General features: G+C 70.2%; 16 protein-coding genes. 7 read left to right on the top strand and 9 right to left on the bottom strand.

The features are described from left to right. Positions 1-16: 16 nt before the first annotated feature. Positions 17-373, bottom strand: a complete 357-nt coding sequence (locus JOE59_RS11600) for a cupin domain-containing protein (protein WP_204460664.1) — start codon at positions 371-373, stop codon at positions 17-19. 93 nt (positions 374-466) lie between these two features. On the opposite strand from JOE59_RS11600, the gene JOE59_RS11595 reads away from it, so the two are divergent. Next, positions 467-1,447: an ArsR/SmtB family transcription factor gene (locus tag JOE59_RS11595; RefSeq protein ID WP_204463366.1), complete on the top strand. Its 981-nt coding sequence runs from the start codon at positions 467-469 to the stop codon at positions 1,445-1,447. 80 nt (positions 1,448-1,527) lie between these two features. Here the strand turns inward: JOE59_RS11595 and JOE59_RS11590 are convergent, their stop codons facing one another. After that, the gene (locus JOE59_RS11590) at positions 1,528-3,663 is read right to left on the bottom strand and encodes a galactose-binding domain-containing protein (protein ID WP_204460663.1); all 2,136 of its coding nucleotides are present in this window, start codon (positions 3,661-3,663) and stop codon (positions 1,528-1,530) included. Between the two features lie 206 nt (positions 3,664-3,869). Between JOE59_RS11590 and JOE59_RS11585 the strand changes: the two genes are divergently transcribed. After that, a complete protein-coding gene (locus tag JOE59_RS11585) occupies positions 3,870-5,063 on the top strand; it encodes a hypothetical protein (protein ID WP_204460662.1) in 1,194 nt (397 codons plus the stop codon). 92 nt (positions 5,064-5,155) lie between these two features. Here the strand turns inward: JOE59_RS11585 and JOE59_RS11580 are convergent, their stop codons facing one another. Together JOE59_RS11580 and JOE59_RS11575 are read right to left on the bottom strand one after the other, a co-directional pair. Next, positions 5,156-8,404 (bottom strand): glycosyl hydrolase family 95 catalytic domain-containing protein, encoded by a 3,249-nt coding sequence (locus tag JOE59_RS11580; RefSeq protein WP_204460661.1) that lies wholly within the window; start codon positions 8,402-8,404, stop codon positions 5,156-5,158. A 119-nt stretch (positions 8,405-8,523) separates the two neighbouring features. Continuing rightward, positions 8,524-9,483 carry a helix-turn-helix transcriptional regulator gene (locus JOE59_RS11575; protein ID WP_204460659.1) on the bottom strand — a complete coding sequence of 320 codons (960 nt, stop codon included), beginning with the start codon at positions 9,481-9,483 and terminating at the stop codon, positions 8,524-8,526. Between the two features lie 62 nt (positions 9,484-9,545). Here JOE59_RS11575 and JOE59_RS11570 point away from each other — a divergent pair, with 62 nt between their 5' ends. Beyond that, positions 9,546-10,685 carry an epoxide hydrolase family protein gene (locus JOE59_RS11570; RefSeq protein ID WP_204460657.1) on the top strand — a complete coding sequence of 380 codons (1,140 nt, stop codon included), beginning with the start codon at positions 9,546-9,548 and terminating at the stop codon, positions 10,683-10,685. Positions 10,686-10,859: 174 nt separating this feature from the next. On the opposite strand, the gene yiaA is transcribed toward JOE59_RS11570, so the two are convergent. Continuing rightward, entirely contained in the window at positions 10,860-11,339 is a 480-nt protein-coding gene (gene yiaA, locus JOE59_RS11565) for an inner membrane protein YiaA (RefSeq protein WP_204460654.1), read from the bottom strand. Between the two features lie 164 nt (positions 11,340-11,503). After that, positions 11,504-12,274 carry an EI24 domain-containing protein gene (locus JOE59_RS11560; protein ID WP_204460652.1) on the bottom strand — a complete coding sequence of 257 codons (771 nt, stop codon included), beginning with the start codon at positions 12,272-12,274 and terminating at the stop codon, positions 11,504-11,506. An 87-nt stretch (positions 12,275-12,361) separates the two neighbouring features. On the opposite strand from JOE59_RS11560, the gene JOE59_RS11555 reads away from it, so the two are divergent. Both JOE59_RS11555 and JOE59_RS11550 read left to right on the top strand, forming a co-directional pair. Beyond that, on the top strand, positions 12,362-12,964 hold the full coding sequence (locus JOE59_RS11555; protein ID WP_204460650.1) for a class I SAM-dependent methyltransferase: 603 nt from the start codon (positions 12,362-12,364) through the stop codon (positions 12,962-12,964). Between the two features lie 58 nt (positions 12,965-13,022). Beyond that, the gene (locus tag JOE59_RS11550; RefSeq protein WP_074261752.1) at positions 13,023-13,226 is read left to right on the top strand and encodes a hypothetical protein; all 204 of its coding nucleotides are present in this window, start codon (positions 13,023-13,025) and stop codon (positions 13,224-13,226) included. Between the two features lie 11 nt (positions 13,227-13,237). Here JOE59_RS11550 and JOE59_RS11545 read toward each other — a convergent pair whose 3' ends face one another. Beyond that, positions 13,238-14,068, bottom strand: a complete 831-nt coding sequence (locus JOE59_RS11545) for an alpha/beta hydrolase (RefSeq protein ID WP_204460648.1) — start codon at positions 14,066-14,068, stop codon at positions 13,238-13,240. A gap of 125 nt (positions 14,069-14,193) precedes the next feature. On the opposite strand from JOE59_RS11545, the gene JOE59_RS11540 reads away from it, so the two are divergent. Both JOE59_RS11540 and JOE59_RS11535 read left to right on the top strand, forming a co-directional pair. After that, positions 14,194-14,775, top strand: a complete 582-nt coding sequence (locus JOE59_RS11540) for a TetR/AcrR family transcriptional regulator (RefSeq protein WP_204460647.1) — start codon at positions 14,194-14,196, stop codon at positions 14,773-14,775. Positions 14,776-14,781: 6 nt separating this feature from the next. Continuing rightward, entirely contained in the window at positions 14,782-15,615 is an 834-nt protein-coding gene (locus JOE59_RS11535) for an alpha/beta fold hydrolase (RefSeq protein ID WP_204460646.1), read from the top strand. 26 nt (positions 15,616-15,641) lie between these two features. Here the strand turns inward: JOE59_RS11535 and JOE59_RS11530 are convergent, their stop codons facing one another. Further along, positions 15,642-16,544 carry a transposase gene (locus JOE59_RS11530; RefSeq protein WP_204460645.1) on the bottom strand — a complete coding sequence of 301 codons (903 nt, stop codon included), beginning with the start codon at positions 16,542-16,544 and terminating at the stop codon, positions 15,642-15,644. Positions 16,545-16,547: 3 nt separating this feature from the next. Beyond that, a complete protein-coding gene (locus JOE59_RS11525; RefSeq protein WP_204460644.1) occupies positions 16,548-17,045 on the bottom strand; it encodes an Lrp/AsnC family transcriptional regulator in 498 nt (165 codons plus the stop codon). Positions 17,046-17,240 lie beyond the last annotated feature (195 nt).

Here is a 17,240-nt window from a genome sequence, read left to right as displayed (position 1 = left end):
CGCGGGGCGCCGGGCGTTACTCGGCGAACTCCTGCACGATCACGTCGGATGCGTGGATGCACACCATGCGGAGGCGCGTCGTGCCCGCCGCGACGAACCGGTGCCACGTGTTCGCCGGCGCGGTCGCCGTGTCGCCGGCGGTCGCGTCGAACTCCTGCTCGCCGATCGTGATCCGCACCTCGCCCTCGAGCACGATCCACGTCTCGGGGTACGGGTGGCGATGGAGGTCGGGTCCCTGGCCGGGGTCGTTGTCGACGAGGAAGTACGAGACGGCGGCCCCGTGATCGCGCCCTTCGAAACGGAGCGTTCGGCCGGAGCCGAGTCGAATCGCGTCGGCGGGCACGATCGGCGGGATCGAGGTCGTGGAGGTCATGAGAAGTCCTCTCGTCGGATGCGTGCGATGGCTGCGATGGGAACAGGCTCCCGCCCGCGGTATCCGTCTCGATAGCATTTCGATGTGGATCGAATGTTCGCGGACTTCCAGCTGGCACCCGACGACATCTCGGCGATCCGGTTCGGCATCTCGCCGGGTCACGAGCTGAGCCATGCGATGCGGGTGCTGCAGCGCCCCGAGGAGCAGCCGCTGCAGTGGGGGTGGCTGCGGAGCGTGCGCGGCCGCGTGCCGCACGAGGCGTTCGAGCTCATGGCCGTGATCATCGGCGAGGCCGGGTACTTCCCCGACTTCCTCACCGCGACACCGACCTGGGACCTGACCCCGTCCGATGAGGCCGAACGGCTCGCAACGGTGCGCCCAGAACTGCTGCGCGCCGACCTCACGAAGATGCTCGCCCGATCGACCGGTGCGCGGCGCGACTCCATCGGCCGCATGATCGAGCAACCGCTGCAGGCGCGCGCCATGATCGCCGAGGCGTGGAGCGAGGTGTGGCAGGCGGTACTCGCACCCGTCTGGCCGCAGCTCGAGCGGCTGCTGCGTGCCGACATCGCCGTGCGGGCCCGGCGCATCACGACCGAGGGCATCGCCGCGATGGTCGCCGGCCTGCACGAGTCGGTCGACTGGCAGGGCGACGTCGTGCGGGTGCGCCTGCGCCGGCACCGCGAACTCGTCGACTGCCGGGGGAGCGGGCTCGTGCTCGTGCCGTCGGTCATGGGCGGTCTCGGGTGCGCGGTGCTCACCGAACCACCCGCCCAGCCCACGCTCTTCTACCCGGCGCAGGGGGTCACCGAGACGTGGGCGAAGGACCCGGCCGCCGCGTCGCGATCGCTCGGCGCGCTCATCAGCCCGGCCCGCGCCCAGATCCTCCTCGCCGCGCACGACCCGCGCACCACGACCCAGGTCGCTGCCGACAGCGGCCTCGCCCTCTCGACCGCCTCGCACCACCTCACCGTGCTCCGCGAGAGCGGGCTCATCGCGAGCGAGCGCCAGGGCGCGCGAGTGCTGCATGTGCGCACCCCGCTCGGCGAGGCGCTCGTCGGGGCCACGATCTGAGACGAGCGGAGCAGAGCAGAGCGGATGCCGCGGCTCGCGCCGCGGCATCCGCCCGTGTCGTCGGATCTCGGTTCAGGGCCTCAGTTCGAGAAGACCCCCAGCTCCTTGATCGAGTACCCGTACTCCGTCGTGCGCACCGTGCAGAGCACGCGCACGTAGCGGGCGCTCGTCGCAGCGAACGACGCGGTGTCGAGCCCGCCGTTGCCGTTCGAGACCGACGAGACGGTGCTCCAGGTCTGACCGTCCTGCGACACCTGCACCTCGTAGGCCTTCGCCGCGGCGGACTCCCACTCGACGACGACCCGGCTGACCGGCTCAGACGCGCCGAGGTCGACGCGCAGCCACTGCGGGTTCACGCCCCAGTTGCCGCTCGCCCAGCGCGTGTTGGCCTTGCCGTCGACGGCGCGCCCGGGGGCGTAGCTCGTGAACGGGTTCCATTCGCTCGAGCTCGCCGTTGCGGGCTTGCCCGTCGCGAGGTTCGCCGCGCTCGAGTAGCCGCTCGTCGCCTCCCACGTCTGCAGGTACGACTCCGCGCCGCGCATCAGGTCGGAGACGAGGGCGTCGCCGCCGCCCGACTGGCGCAGCAGCTCGACGTAGTCGGGCGCCAGGCCCGAGTGCACGAACCCGTCGACGTTGATGTCGAAGGTGCGCTGACCGCTGACCTGCCTGTCGATGGTCGTGCCGCCATCGGCGCTCGTGAACGGGTAGGAGATGTCGACCGGTGCGGTGTCGGCCGTCGGGTGGCTGCCGACGCCGTTGAAGTCGAGCCCGAACCCGTAGCCCTTGTCGTACTGGGCTCGGAGTGCGCTGCCTTCCTGCCATTCTCCGATGAAGCCTGCAGCGTCGTGCGGGTAGCCGGTCTTGAACCCGCCGAGGCGGTAGAGCCGCTCGGTCCAGCCGGAGTCCATCCAGCTGTGGCTCGAGAGCACGCCCGGGTAGCCCTGGGCCTCGAGCAGGTCGAGGGCGCGTTCGGCCGCCTTCACGCTCATGTGGTCGAGCTCGACCATCATGTTGCGGGCCATCATCGCCTTCAGTGCATAGGCGCCGAGGCTGGTGAGGCCGCGCGTGTTGCAGTTCTTGCCTGCCGAGTACTCGGGCACCTCGACGCCCGGGGGCAGCTGCTCCTCGAACTCGGGCACCGTGGCGTTGCCGATCGGGTTGTCGTGACGGGCGGTCGGGCAGGTCTCCGTCTGCCAGAAGGTGCCGGTGGAGTAGAACTGGCCCACGTTGATGATCGTGCCCTGCGTGCCGGAGTCGAAGCGCACCCCGCAGAGGGCGTTGTCGAACTTGTGGCAGAGGAACATGCTCGAGATGCCGAGTTGCTCGAACTCGTCGAGCCCGCGATCGATGTCGGCCGTCGAGCACTGCGCGACGTCGAGGATCATCTTGCAGCCGAACGGCTCGGACATCTCGACGCCGAGCACGACGGCGAGCTTGCCCTGCTCGATCACCGCTCTCGCGTCGGCCGGTGTCGTGACGATGCGGAAGAAGCCCTTGCCGGGGCCGCCGTAGATGTCATCGATGTACGCCTCCATCTCGCGCGCCTTCTGCGCCTCGAGACGGATCGCCGTCATCTCGTCGCACGACCGGTCCTTCGGCATGATCGGCAACGAGCAGATCACGCCGTTCGTGACCAGGTCGTTGACGAGGATGCGCTGGCCGCCGCGCCATGAGCGTTCGACCCAGGCGTAGTACGAGGCCTGGTGGCTCATCGAGGTGGTCTTCGGCCAGTCGGTGAAGGTCGGCCAGCCGACGGGGTCGTGCTTGCCGTCGGCGTCGCCGCTGACGAGGTTCTCGAAGAGTGCGGCACTGCCGTCGGGGTAGTGGTCGGGGCAGTCCTTCAGGGCGGCGGCGACCCCGTCGGGCGAGAACGGCGCGCCGCAGATCATGCGTCCGCCGAAGCCCTCGTTGGAGTTCAGGTGGGTGTGCGAGTCGATGAAGCCCCGCACCTCGCCGTTGGCGTCGGTGCCGGTGAACGGTTCACCCGTGACGTTCAGCTCGACGTCTTCGGCGGGGCGGTTCGGCGCCTCCCACCAGTCGGAGGGTGCGGCCTCGGCCGGTGCGGTGTTCAGTGCGGCGGGAAGTGCCGCGAGTGCGGATGCCGCGAGTGCGGCTGCCAGGGCGAGGCCGAGGGTTCGGCCTCGCCACCTGCGCTTTCCCTGCTCGGTGGTGCGTTCGGAACGGACACGGTCTGGGCGTGCATGATCGATCGCCATCTGAGCCTCCTTGCTCGGTTGGAGGCAGCGTATTGTGGGTCGTTCGTCCCAGTCAAGCGTCCAACTCAATGATCGCGGTTGCAGATCGTGGGGAGTGCGCCGGGAGCCACCCGAATGTCGCCCGTGAACGCGCTGAATGCCACCTCGACGTGCGCCCGGCGCCCGTTCGGATTGCCCGACCGCTCACGACCGGGGATACTTCACGAGTGACCCTCGAATCCGCCCCGAGCGCGACGCTCGATCCTCTCGGCCAGGTACCGGCCGCGATCGGTGCTCCCACCCCGCGTCGATCGCGCGCGGCCGTCGCGTGGACCGTGCTCGGCGTGGCGCTCTTCCTGCTCCTCTCCGCTGCCGTGCTCGCCGCGAGCGCGATCGCGAACCTCCGCTTCGACGCGGCGGTCGCGGCCCATCGCGACGCCGTCGCCGAGGCCGAGACGGTCGCCGCGTCGACCACGGCCGTCGAGGCGGAGGCCGCCGCGACCGCGGAGATCGCCGCGTCGGTGCTGGCCGCACCCGACCCGCTGGTCGATCCCGAGGCGAACGCCGCACTGACGACGGTCACGGCGGAGTTCGACACGCTGATGGCCTCGGCGCCCGAGACGGAGTTCGCCGAACCGAACCGGCCGCTGTCGCGCCCGATCTGGTTCGCCGATCTCGACCGCGCCTCCGAACTGCTGGACGCGGAGTCCGAGCGGCTCACCGCCCAGGCCGCCGAGGCCGACGCGTACGCCGCCGATCTCGCCGTGGCCGACAACGCCGTCACCGACTCGGGCATCGCGTACCTCGACGCGATCGCGCCGGTCGCCGCTGCGCTCGAGGCCGCCAACGGATCGGCGCGCAACGTCGAGCGCATCGAGTACCGCAACAGTGTCGAGCAGCTCGCCGGCAGCACGTGGGGATACGACGCCACGGCGCGCATCGACGCCTACGTCGCTGCGGCCGCCGCACTGCAGTCGACCCACGCGGCCGAAGAGGCCGAGAAGGCGGGCCCGCTCTACGACCGTCGCGTCGAGGTCGAGGCGTACGCCCGGTCGATCGCGGGCGGCGTGCTGCTCGAGTTCGACTGGGCGCCGATCGTGATCGGCTACGGCGAGAACGGCTCCGCGGGGGGCACCGCGACCTGGGACACCTGGGAGGGCGGACTCTCGACGATCACGCTCTCGAACAGCATCGCGGAGCAGTGGGGCGACCCGGTCATGGCCGCGCTCGTCACGCACGAGGTCGGCCACGCGATCACCTCGAAGTGCTACGACATCGTCGGCGAGTACGCGAACGACAACGAGCCATGGGCCGTCGCCTGGGCGATCGGCATGGGGCACACCGACGCGAACGGCAACGGCGAGTGGCTCTACGGCCGCCCCTCCGATGAACTCATCGAGCGCTCGAAGGGCTGCCGCTGAGCCGCTGCCGGTGCTGATCCGCCCACGGACGACGGCGCCCGCGCCGACCACGACGGTCGACGCGGGCGCTGTGCTCATCGCGAGTGCGCAGGTCAGCTGCGGATCGGCCCCTTGTCGCGCATCGGCTGCCCGCTCCTGGGGTCGGCCGGTTTCACCGTGTGGTCGACCCCGTCGACCCTCACGATGACGTTGCCCTGGTTGGAGGCGCGGTCGGCGACGACATCGAACGAGACGACCCGGCCGTCGCGCCATTCGCAGCTCACCTCGTAGCCGCCGCGAGCCCGCAGGCCCGAGAACTCGCCTTCGGCCTGCCACTCCTCGGGGAGCGCCGGCAGCAGGTGGATGACGTCCTGATGGCTCTGCAGCAGCATCTCGGCGACGGCGCCCGAGATGCCGAAGTTGCCGTCCATCTGGAAGGGCGGGTGGTCGCAGAACAGGTTCTGCAGGGTGTTGAACGAGAGCAGGCCGCGCAGCATGATGCGCGCACGCTCGGCGTCGCCGAGTCGGGCGAAGAGCGCGGTGCGCCACGGCCACGTCCACGAGCGACGGCTGTCGCCCGAGACGGTCGCCTCGGTGAACGGCACACCCTCCTTCTCGCCGCAGCGGGCCTTGAGGGAGACGAGCGCCGCGGCCGCGAGCTCGGGCGTCGCGTCGGTGATCTGGCGACCGGGGTAGACCGCGAAGAGGTGCGAGGTGTGGCGGTGGATGTCGCTCGGGTCGTCGAGATCGCGCTGCCACTCCTGCAGCTGGCCCCAACGGCCGATCTTGTTCGGCGCCAGGCGGGATTGCATGTCGGCCACCCGCTCGCGGTATTCCTCGTCGACATCGAGCGCCTCCGCGCAGTCGAGGTAGTTCTGGAAGAGGTCCCAGATGATCTGCTGGTCGTACATGACGCCGTCTTCACGAGGGCCGTGCTCGGGCGACCACCCGTCGGGCGCGACGAGCTGCCCGTCGGCGTTCTCCTCGAGGCGGTCCTCCCAGAACTCGCAGATCTCCTTGATCATCGGGTGGGCGGTCTCGCGCAGGTAGCGCTTGTCCTGCGTGAAAGCCCAGTGCTCGTAGATGTGCTGCGCGTACCAGGCGCTCGCGACGGTGTTCCACTCCCACGAGTTGCCGCCGAAGATCGACTGCGAGGTGCGGGCCGTCCACCCGCGGGTCTCCTGTCCGAATGCGTTGCGTGTCGCGACGCGGCTCGGCACCGCGACCTGCTCGACGAAGTCGATGAGGGCGGTGTGGCTCTCGGCCAGGTTCGTGCTCTCGGCGCCCCAGTAGTTCATCTGCACGTTGATGTTCGTGTGGTAATCGCTGGCCCACGCAGGCTGGTTGCTGTTGTTCCAGAGCCCCTGCAGGTTCGCCGGCAGTCCGCCGGGGCGCGAGGAGCTGAGCAGCAGGTACCGCCCGTAGTCGAACATCGCCTGCTCGAGCGTGGGGTCGGCCTTGCCCGTCTTGTAGCGGGCGAGGCGCTGGCTCGTCGAGAGCTCGAGCACCGCGGAATCCGTCTCACCCCACTTCACGGTCGCCCGCGACATGAGCTCGGAGACCTGAGACGTGTGCTCGTCGCGGAGTTCGGCGAACGAGCGTGCTGCGGCAGCCCCGAGTGCGGCGGCGATGCCCGCTTCGGGGGCGTCGCCGCGCCATCCGTCTGCTGCACTCATCTTGTAGTCGGTGCGGGCGTCGAGCACGAGGGTCAGCGTGTGGCAACCCGTGACGCGCAGGGTGCCGCCCTCGACCGTCACGACGCCATCGGCCTCGACGACGCGGATGGTGCAGGCGTGCTGTAGCGCGTTGGCCATGACCCCGCGGAACCTGAGCTCGGCGCCGACTCCGTTGCCCGCGGCGGTCGTCGGTGCCTGCTCCTGGGCCGAGGTGAGCGAGACGACGCCCGAGATCCCCGACTCCGCATCGGTCGTGTAGCGGAGGACCATGACGTCGGCCTCGCGGCTCGCGAACGCTTCACGGATCACCTGGCCCGCGATCGTGCCGAACTGCGTCACGTGCATGCCGTCGGAGGTGTCGAGGCCGCGTCGGTAGTCGGTGACGGCGCGGAGGGTGCGCGAGTCGAAGGAGGGCCCGACGAGGGCGACCTCGCCGATCGCGAACGGGTTCGTCGTCGATGTCGTGGCGAACGTGAACCGGTACGAGGTGTAGCCCGTCGTGTTCGCGAAGGTGTAGCTCTTCGCCTCGCCGCGGGCCGCGAATGGCGCCCCGGGCTCGCGCGAGTCGAGCGCGACCCAGTCGACACCGTTGACCGATGCCTCCAGCCGCCATCGCGCGGGGTCCTGCTCCGGGGCGTCGGATGCCGCGGTCAGCACGTACGACGTCGCGACCGCCTTGGCCGGCAGGTCGAGCTGCCAGTGCACCCCGTCGCCGGGTTCGGCGACGCGCCAGGCCGTCGCCGGGTCGCCGTCGACGCTGCGGGCGAGGTTGGTCGTGACATCCGTGCCGCCGGACGCGCCGCTCGGCGACGAGACGTACACGAGCGCCCCCGACGAGAGGCTGACCCCGCCGAGCGAGATCTCGGAGACCTGGAAGTGGCTGACGCCCGCCTTCGGCACGAAGGCGAAGCGGTAGTAGCGGTACGCGGTGGTGTTGTCGAAGGTGTACTGCTTCGCCTGGAAGCGGCTCTCGAACGGGGCGCCCGTGCGGGTGTCGAGCACGCTCCAGTCGACGCCGTTCTGCGAACCCGAGAGCGTCCACTCCTGCGGGTCGCGGGCCGGCACGTCGTTGGCGCTCGTGAAGCTGTAGTCCGTGACCGTGGCGGGGTCCGGCAGTTCGGCCTGCCACAGCACGGTGGCGGGCGGCCCGTCGATGCACCACTTGGTGCGCGAGTTGCCGTCGTAGGTGCGGTCGACGCCTTCGGAGCCCGAGACGCGGTACGGCCCGCCGGGCGCGGTGACCTTCGGGCCTGCGGCGAAGGTGAAACGCATCGTGCCGAAGTCGCGGTACGAGCCGAAGCCCGTCACGCTCGTGTCGTACGCGCCGTCGGGCTTGCCCATGAGTGCGTTGTCGTAGTCGTTGACGCCGCCCCAGAGGCTCTGCTCGTTGAACTGCACGACCTCTTCATCGGGGTTCGCGAAGATCATGCCGCCGAGTCGGCCGTTGCCGATGGGCAGCGCCTGCGACTGCCAATCGGTGGCCGGCGTGCCGTACCAGAGCGACTTCTGCGAGAGCGCTGGGGCGGTGAGCGCCGCGCGCCGGGCCGAGGTGGCCACGCCGGCAGCGGTGAACGGTGCTGCGGCAGCCGGCCGTGAGGTGAGCACGTCGCCGAGCAGCGGCGCCATCGCGACGACGCCGCCGATCTGGAGAACGCGGCGGCGGTGAGGGTCGAACCTGAAGTTCATCGAATATCTCCTGCGCATCATTGATCAGGTGTTTCACACGGAAATGCGGCAGGCATCGAACAGAAGCGGCCGCGAAACCCATACTGTCGAACCAAAGATCAGATGTATAGCCTTGACTTTCAGGCAGGTCGGCGAGCGGCTCGCGCGTAGCGCTCGCTGTAGGTCAGCAGCAGCGAGCGCAGCTCGTCAGGGGACTCGACCGTGAAATCCATGCCCAGCATGCCGATGTAGGCGGCGATGGTGTCGAGCGAGTCGGCACCGGTGACGAGCACCGACTCGGTCTCGGAGACGGCCTCGACGACGCCCACCGCGTGGTGGATGCGGGCGAGCACGGCATCGGCCGGCGCTGCGATGCGCAGACGCGCATGCACCTTCCAGCCGCTCTCGGCGATGGAGCGCATCGCGAAGGCCGTGTAGTCGCCGCCCGGCAGTGCCGTCGGGTCGAAGCGGCGCCGAGTCGGCATGCGCGGCTCGATCCAGTCGGCGCGGAAGGTGCCCCACTCGTCGGTCGACGGGTCGCGGCCCACGAGGTACCAGCGGCGTGCCCAGCTCAGCAGCCGGTACGGCTCGATGAGGCGCGCCGAGCCCTGGTAGTCGAACCGGATCCATTCGACCCCGCGGATGGCACTCGCCACCGCGGTGAGCACTGCGGCGTCGACCTCGGGGTCGGGGGCATCCGTGTCGTTGTTCTCGGGTGCATGCTCGATCACGGTCGCGAGCGCTTCGACCGTGGGCCTGAGCCGTGACGGCAGCACCTGCTCGAGTTTGGTGAGGGCGCGGGTGCTCGACTCCTCGACGCCCGCGATGCCGGTGGCGGCCCGCAGGCCGATGGCCACGGCGACCGCCTCCTCGTCGTCGAGCAGCAGCGGCGGCAGCTTCGCGCCCGCGCCGAGGCGATAGCCTCCTGCGGCGCCGCGGGTGGCGTCGACGGGGTAGTCGAGCTCGCGCAGGCGGTCGATGTCGTTGCGGATGGTGCGCGGCGTCACGCCGAGTCGAGCGCCGAGTTCGGTGCTCGTCCAGTCGGGGCGGGTCTGCAGCAGGGCGAGCAGCGCCAGCAGGCGTGCGGCGGTATCGGACATGGTGGAAACTCAATCGCTCATTAGGAAGTGAATGTTCCTATATGCACCGTACCGTCGAAGACATGACGAACACCACCTCTCACGCCGTTATCCGCCCGTTCACGATCGATGTCGCCCAGGCCGATGTCGACGACCTCATGGAGCGCCTCGCGCGCACCCGGCTGCCCCAGCCGGCACCCGCCGACGACTGGGACACGGGCACGCCGAACACCTACCTCCGTGAGGCCGTCGAAGCCTGGCGTGCGTTCGATTGGCGTGCCGCCGAGGCGCGCATCAACGCCGTGCCGCACTTCATGACCGAGGTCGACGGCCAGCCGATCCACTTCATCCACGTGCGTTCGGCGCATCCCGGCGCCACGCCGCTGCTCCTGGCGCACACCTACCCCGGGTCATCCGTCGACTACCTCGACCTCATCGACCTGCTCGTCGACCCGGTCGCGCACGGCGGCCGCGCCGAAGACGCGTTCGACGTCGTGATCCCGGATGCCCCGGGCTACGGTTTCTCGAACCCGGTCACCGAGCCCGGCTGGACCACGGCTCGCGTCGCTCGCGCCTACGACGAGCTCATGCACCGGCTCGGATATGCCGAGTACGGCATCCACGGCTCCGACAACGGCGCGCTCGTCGCCCGCGAGCTCGGACTCGCGGGCCCCGAGGGCTTCCTCGGCCTGCACGTGCTGCAGCTCTTCTCCTTCCCGAGCGGCGACCCGGCCGAGTTCGAGCACCTCGAACCGCAGGACTACGCGGGACTCGAGCACATGCAGTGGTTCCAGTCGGTCGGTGGCTACAACACCATGAACGCGAGCCGCCCGCAGACCGTGGCCGTCGGCCTCAGCGATTCGCCCATCGCGCTGCTCGCCTACAGCGAGCTCTTCAACTCCTTCGGCAACGGCACCTCGCTCGTCACCCTCGAGCAGATCATCACCGAGGTGAGCGTCACCTGGTTCGCGAATGCCGCAGCGGGCATGAGCCGCAGCTACCTCGACAACGCGCGCGCCGAGGCCGAGCCGCAGATCAACGCCGCGCCCACCGGAGTCGCCGTCTTCAAGGACGACTTCCAGACCATCAAGGTCTTCGCCGAGCGCGACAACTCGAACATCGTGCACTGGAGCCGTTTCGAGCAGGGCGGTCACTACGCGGCCCTCGAGGTGCCCGAGCTCGTGGCCGGCGACATCCGCGCGTTCTTCGCCGGGTTGCGCTGACGATGAAAGGCAGAGCGGATGCCGCGGGCTCGCGCCGCGGCATCCGCTCTGCTGTTCGGCGGTCGCCCACCGGAGGGCGCGAGAGATCCACCGGTTCGATGCGGACGAGAGCCGCCGAATCCTTCAGCGCGTGCGAGACGGGGTGTGCTGGCAGTGGCAGTCGTGCGGCAGCCCTCAGTCAAGCGCCCCGTCGTTGGACGGCGACGTGACGAGGAGATGAGGCTGACGAGCCGCCTGCACTTCGTCCGGATCCTCCGATGTCGCGAGGTCGCGGACGTTCTTCTGGATCGCGACCACGGCGTAGAGCGACATCGCGAAGGAGACGCCGTACACCAGCTTCTCGCTGATGGAGATGCTGCGGGCGTTGATGAGCCCGACGATGAGCAGCGTGAGTGCGGCGGCGAGCATCAGCCAGGCGATGCCGTAGTAGATGTTGGTGACAGGGATCGCCTCGGCGCGGTCGCGGACCGACTTCTGCACGGAGATCGCGGCGAACAGGCCCAAGAGGAGGAGCGAGAGGTAGTACCCCTTCTCGTTCAGCTCCATGTCGGCGTTCAACAGCGAGATGAGGAAGGTGCCCATTCCGATGGCGAGAGCCGCCCAGGACGCACCGATGAACGCAGGCGAGGGCTTGATGGTGCGGTTCTGAGACATGAGGACTGTTCCTTCTGGTCGGGTCGCGGAATGCCTGTTCTTCAGCGTTACCCTATCGGCGCGCTTCGCGATCGTTCTCGAAGACCGAGTGCTGATAGGCGTGGGCTTGAGGTCGGCCGCGCCATCCGTCGTTGCCGGGTGAGCCGGTGCCCGCGCCCTGATGCTCAGGCCGAAGGCGGCGTCGGGCCCGAACCTGCCTGAGGGTGCGAGGCATCGAGCGCCGCGCGCGCGAGCATCGTCGACCCGGCCACCGCAGCGGGCATCGCGATCACCGCGCCGAGCGGCACCATGAAGCAGAGCTGGGTCGCGACGCCGAACCCGAGCATCCGGGCCCGCTGTCCGCGAAGCACCGCCTTGCGGTCGGCCGACGTGATGCCGCGAGCCTCGAAGGCGCGCGCGGTGAGCTCGCGTGCGAGCAGCCATCCCGACAGCACGACGCCGAGCACCGGCGCGACGAACGCCCCGACGACCGGAACGAACCCGATCAGGCCGACGACGAGCGCCGCGACGACGCCGAGCGCGATGAGCGCGGCGGCATCGGCGGCCGCTCGCCAGAACCCGGCTCCGCGATCGGGTACGTCGCCGCCGAGCTCGATCTCGACGGCGCGCCAGATGCGCTCGTAGAACGGATCGCCGACGGCGAGCGTCACCGCGGTGAACGTGACCGCCGCGAGCAGCACGGCGCCGGCGAAGGTCACGGCGGCGATGGCGATGCGCAGCGACACCGTCCAGAACGCGTCCCACCGTTCGGCGAACGGTGTGGCCCACTCGACGATCGCGGGCAGCTGGATACCGAGTGCGACGAGTGCGGCGAGCACGATCGCGAAGACGATCGCCGCGGGGATCAGGCCGAGCAGCATGACGCCGGGCCGCCGCCCCCAGAACCCGAAGCCGCGCAGCAGCAGGGCGGCGCCGGAGAGGAATCGGCTGAGCATCGCACCAGCCTACGGCCGAGGCAGGGGGTGGGAGCAGGTGCGCCGCTCACGCTTGACGCGCGCCCGGCGACGTGCTCGCATGGCGGCATGGAGCAAGCGAAGGCCGCGACATCCGAGCTCATCGACGACGACCGCCTCGACGACCTCGAGCGGGAGTTCGTCGGCCGAGTGCGCGGGCGGGTGCTCGAGATCGGCGCCGGCGAGGGCGAGAACTTCGGCGCCCTGCATATCGACGTCGAGTGGATCGGCCTCGAGCCCGACGCCGAGCGCCGCGCGGAGCTCGCGAAGCGAGCGCGGGAGTGGGGGCACCGGGCCGAGCCGCTCGACGCCATGGCCGAGGCCATCCCGCTGCCCGATCGCTCGGTCGACGCGGTCGTCGCCACCTACGTGCTGTGCTCGGTGGCGGATCCGGCGATCGCACTGGCGGAGGTGCGTCGGGTGCTCGTGCCCGGAGGACGGGTCGTCTTCGTCGATCACGTCGCGGCGCCGCCGCGCACCGCGAAGCGCGTGGTGCAGCGCATCGCGACGCCGTTCACGGCGAGGTTCTGCCACGGATGCCACTGGGACCGCGACACCGCTCGAACACTCGCCGATGCGGGCTTCATCGGCGACGACGTGCGACCGTTCCGTGTGCGATCGATGCCGTTCGGCCCCGTGCCCACCCTGCTCTTCGACGGCCATGCGCCGTGAGCCGGGGCCGACCGGCGCCGGCCCGGGGCATCCGCGGCCCGTCGACTAGCCTCGGATCATGAGCCGCACCGTCTGGACCGTCATCGGCGTGATCGTCGCCGTCGTCATCGCGTGGTTCCTCGTCGACGTGCTGTTCAGCCTGCTCTGGTTCATCGGCAAGCTCGTGATCGTCGCCGTGGTCGCGGTCGTCGTGTACTTCGTGTTGCGCAACGTCTTCGGCGGCCGTTCGGATGACGGCCGCCGAGACTCGATCGAGCGCTGAGGGGTCGACCCTCAGGCCGCGTGCGCGGCCGCCTCGGCGTGCTCGGTCGCCCAGGTGAGCGCGTATTCGGCGACCTCTTCCCAGCCGTCCTGGCTGACGATGCGGTGGGTGCGACCGGCGAACTCGCGGTACTCGACCACGGCGGGGCTGCCCGTCGAGTGGTACTTCTTCACGATGGCCTTGCCGATGGCCGGCGGCACGACGTGGTCGATCTCGCCGGTGATGACGAGCAGCGGCGCACGGTCGGTGCGGCCGAAGTCGACGTGGCTGACGCCGCCCTTCTCGTTGAACGCGCCCGCGACGCCCTCGAAGAACACGCGGTTGTACGAGTTCACCGCGAACTCCTCCCAGAGGCGGTCGGATGCCGCGCGGTCGAGGTCGTTGCCGAAGGTGAAGTGGAAGTGGCCCTTCGAGAGCGGCTTCGCGCCGTTCTTGGCGAAGGGGTTCGAGAGGATCGGCGTGCCGGTCCAGAGGGTCGATGCCGGCAGGGTCGTGATGCCGGCGGGCTGGCCGGGGGTGACGCCGACGTAGGCGGCGCCGAGGCCGCGGTCGGCGAGCATCTGGGTGAGGAGGCCGCCGAAGGAGTGGCCCATGATGATCGGCTTCTGGGGGAGCGCCCGGATGATGCGCTCGTAGTGGTCGGCGATCTGCTTCAGGCCGATGCCCTGCAGTGCCTCGGGGTTCGAGCGGATGTCGGCGACCTCCCGGTCGTCGATGCCGGGCCAGCCCGGGACGATGACCTCGTGGCCGCGGGCCCGGAAGTACTCGGCCCAGGTGTTCCAGCTCTTCGGGGTCATCCAGAGTCCGTGGATGAGGACGATGGGGGTCTTGGTGGCGGTCATTGTTCTCTCCTTCTCATGGCGTCCCACCCGTTGGTAGAACGATCGTTCTGTCTATGTCTGTGAAGTTACTCCGAGTCGATCCCCATGTCAAGCAAAAAGAGAAAGATCGTTCTATCATTTTCGGTATGGCACCTCGAAGCACCTCCACCGGCACCTCCGAAGCGCGCGAACGCCTGCTGCGCACGGCCTCCGAGCTCTTCTACCGCGAGGGCATCCACTCGGTCGGCGTCGACCGCATCATCGGCGAGGCCGGTGTCACCCGGGCGACGTTCTACCGGCACTTCCCGGGCAAGGAGGACCTCGTCGAGGCCTACCTCGGTGTCGAGGACGCGAACATCCGCGGCGCGTTCGTGGCCGCCGAGGCATCCGGCGCCGAGCCGAAGCAGCTCGTGGGGCTCGTGATCGAGGGGCTCGCCGACGACGTCGCCCGCCACCACACACGGGGCTGCCCGTTCATCAACGCCGCCGCCGAGTATCCCGACGCCGACAGCGGCGTGCGCCGGGCCGTCGCCGAGCACCGCGAGTGGTTCCGCTCCGAGCTCGAGTCGGTGCTGACGGCGGCCGAGGTGGATGACCCGATAGGCGCCGCGGCCCAGCTCGTGCTGCTGCGCGATGCCGCGATGGTCGGCGGCTACCTCGACGGGTGGGAACGGGTGCGCCCCGCGTTCACCGCGGCGGCCGTTCGCGCCGCCGGCGTGCAGGGCTGAGCCGTCATGGCGGTCAGCGAACTCGACGTGCCGCTCCGCGACGGCGGCAGCCTGCGCGCCTACGACACCGGGGCGGATGCCGCGTCGGCCCTCACGGTCGTCTGGCATCACGGCTCCCCGCAGACGGGCGCCCCGCTCGAACCGCTGCTCGAAGCGGCGTCGGCCCGTGGCATCCGGCTCGTCTCCTATGGGCGCCCGAGCTACGGCGGCTCGACGCCGCGGCCCGGCCGCGACGTCGCCTCGGCGGCAGCGGATGTCGCGGCGGTCGCCGACGCGCTCGGCGTCGAACGATTCGCGGTGATGGGGGCGTCGGGCGGCGGCCCGCACGCGCTCGCCTGCGCGGCGCTGCTGCCGGAGCGTGTGACCGGTGCGGTCACGCTCGCGGGCATCGCCCCGCGCACCACCGCCTACGACTGGTTCGCCGGCATGGCCTCGCCGGGCGGCCTGCATGCCGCCGTCGAGGGGCGCGCAGCGCGAGCGGCGTTCGCCGAGACCGCGGCATTCGACCCGTCGCAGTTCCTCCCCGTCGACTGGGCGGCGCTCGACGAGCGATGGGCGTCGCTCGGTGCCGACTCCGTGCGTGCCGGGGAAGCCGGGCCCGACGGCCTCATCGACGACGACGTCGCGTTCGCCGCCCCGTGGGGCTTCGACCTCGGCGGCATCGACGTGCCGGTGCTCCTCGTGCAGGGCGAGGGCGATCGGGTGGTGCCCGCGAAACATGCCTCATGGCTCGTCGCGCACATCCCGCGGGCCTCGCTCTGGATGCGCCTCGACGACGGGCACGTCTCGGTGCTCGATGTCGCGCCCGACGCCATGGACTGGCTGCTCGAGCGCAGCTGAGCGGCGCGTCGGGCGCTGGGCGCCGGCTATTCGAGGGTCTCGAGCGCCTCGCGCGCCTCGTCGGCGTCGACCTCCGCGGCCTCGGCGTCGCGGGCCGCGCGATCACGCTCGCGGGTGAGCGTGCGCGTCGCGCGATCGGACTCGGCGATCTCCGTTTCGACCCGGCGCAGTTCTGCGTCGAGTTCGTCGCGGCGAGACGTGAGATCCCGACGCTCGCGGTCGGCATCGGCGAGCCGGGCATCGAGCGCCTCGAGCGCAGCGGATGCTTCGGCCGCCCGTTCCTCGGCCGTTGCGACCGTGCGCTCGGCGTGCTTCCGCGCGGCCTCCGCCTGCTTCGACTCCGCAGCGCTCGGCCGGTGCGGAGCTTCGCTCGCTCGCGCGTGCAGCTCGGGTGCGGTGCTGGGCACCGGCCCGCCGGCGACGGCGTCGCTCAGGTCGACCTCGACGCCGACGGCCTCGAGCGCGCGCACGAGGCGCCCCGTGCGCACGGCGTCGGCGGCGGCGGCATCCGACATCGCGGCCTGCAGCGTCTGGGCGACCTCGTCGAGCACCGGCGTGCGCACGGGGGAGCCGAGCTCCTCGGCGAGTGCGCCGGCCTCGTGCGCGAGCGCCGAGACGAGACGCCGTCGCTGCCGACCGAGCTCGGCGAGTTCGGTGGCGTCGAACCGACCCTGCGTCTCACGGGCCTCGGCGCCGAGGTCGAGGACCGCCTCGACCTCGACGGGTCGGTGCCGCACGAGTTGGTTCACGAGCCAGGCGGCAGGGGAGGGTCGTCGGAGCTCGCGGATGCGGGCCGCGAGCTCGCGATCGTCGGCGGCGACGGTCTGCGCCCGTGCGTTGCGCGCCGCGGTGAACTCGTCGGGGCGCAGCGCGTACAGCGCCGTCGCGGCCTCGTCGAGCGCCTGATCGAGCGGGTCAGCCGGCGGCATGCGTCACACCCCGCCCGGCTCCTCGATCGCGGGACGAACGCTGCCGACACCCCACCCGTACGAGAGCTTGTGCGCCTCGAGCACGAAGAACGACTCCGTCGAGACGACGCCCGAGATCGCCGCGATGCGTCCGTTCAGCATGTCGATGAAGTGCGGCACGTCCTCGCAGATCACCTCGGCCATGACGTCGAAGCGGCCGGTGGTGTGGATGACGTAGCTCGTCTCGGGGAGCTCGGCGAGGGCGGCGCAGACCGCACGCGCCGTGCCGGGTGTCACGCGGATACCGATCATCGCGAGCCGGTCGAAGCCGATCGCGAGGGGGTTGGCGATGCCGACGATCTGCAGGATCCCGGCGTCCTCGAGCCGCTTGGTGCGGTAGCGCACTGACGAAGCCGGCACTCCGAGATCGTCGGCGAGACGCTGGAACGACCGGCGCCCGTCGACCTGGAGGGCGGCGATGATGCGACGGTCGATGTCGTCCATCTCGAATGGTGCGGCCATGCAACGAACCTAGCGCCAGCACGGCGTCGGGTGGCGGGCACGCCCACCGGGCAGCGCGCCTCGTGCGGCGATGATTCGATCTGCTGAGCGTGGCGATCCGTGAAGAGCAATGACATCGCACTGTTGATTCGACAAAAATCCCATCAACTGTTGTGTATTCAGCAGATTCCGGTGAGGATGACTCTCAGATCGACA

It is taken from the genome of Agromyces cerinus (assembly GCF_016907835.1).
Taxonomy (GTDB): Bacteria; Actinomycetota; Actinomycetes; order Actinomycetales; family Microbacteriaceae; genus Agromyces; species Agromyces nitratus.
This window is presented reverse-complemented; position numbering and strand designations above follow the sequence as displayed.

Coding starts and splice junctions, on each gene's coding strand:
- JOE59_RS11600 (WP_204460664.1), bottom strand. CDS start 373: ATGACCTCCACGACCTCGATCCCGCCGATCGTGCCCGCCGACGCGATT.
- JOE59_RS11595 (WP_204463366.1), top strand. CDS start 467: ATGTTCGCGGACTTCCAGCTGGCACCCGACGACATCTCGGCGATCCGG.
- JOE59_RS11590 (WP_204460663.1), bottom strand. CDS start 3,663: ATGGCGATCGATCATGCACGCCCAGACCGTGTCCGTTCCGAACGCACC.
- JOE59_RS11580 (WP_204460661.1), bottom strand. CDS start 8,404: ATGAACTTCAGGTTCGACCCTCACCGCCGCCGCGTTCTCCAGATCGGC.
- JOE59_RS11575 (WP_204460659.1), bottom strand. CDS start 9,483: ATGTCCGATACCGCCGCACGCCTGCTGGCGCTGCTCGCCCTGCTGCAG.
- JOE59_RS11570 (WP_204460657.1), top strand. CDS start 9,546: ATGACGAACACCACCTCTCACGCCGTTATCCGCCCGTTCACGATCGAT.
- yiaA (WP_204460654.1), bottom strand. CDS start 11,339: ATGTCTCAGAACCGCACCATCAAGCCCTCGCCTGCGTTCATCGGTGCG.
- JOE59_RS11560 (WP_204460652.1), bottom strand. CDS start 12,274: ATGCTCAGCCGATTCCTCTCCGGCGCCGCCCTGCTGCTGCGCGGCTTC.
- JOE59_RS11555 (WP_204460650.1), top strand. CDS start 12,362: ATGGAGCAAGCGAAGGCCGCGACATCCGAGCTCATCGACGACGACCGC.
- JOE59_RS11550 (WP_074261752.1), top strand. CDS start 13,023: ATGAGCCGCACCGTCTGGACCGTCATCGGCGTGATCGTCGCCGTCGTC.
- JOE59_RS11545 (WP_204460648.1), bottom strand. CDS start 14,068: ATGACCGCCACCAAGACCCCCATCGTCCTCATCCACGGACTCTGGATG.
- JOE59_RS11540 (WP_204460647.1), top strand. CDS start 14,194: ATGGCACCTCGAAGCACCTCCACCGGCACCTCCGAAGCGCGCGAACGC.
- JOE59_RS11535 (WP_204460646.1), top strand. CDS start 14,782: ATGGCGGTCAGCGAACTCGACGTGCCGCTCCGCGACGGCGGCAGCCTG.
- JOE59_RS11530 (WP_204460645.1), bottom strand. CDS start 16,544: ATGCCGCCGGCTGACCCGCTCGATCAGGCGCTCGACGAGGCCGCGACG.
- JOE59_RS11525 (WP_204460644.1), bottom strand. CDS start 17,045: ATGGCCGCACCATTCGAGATGGACGACATCGACCGTCGCATCATCGCC.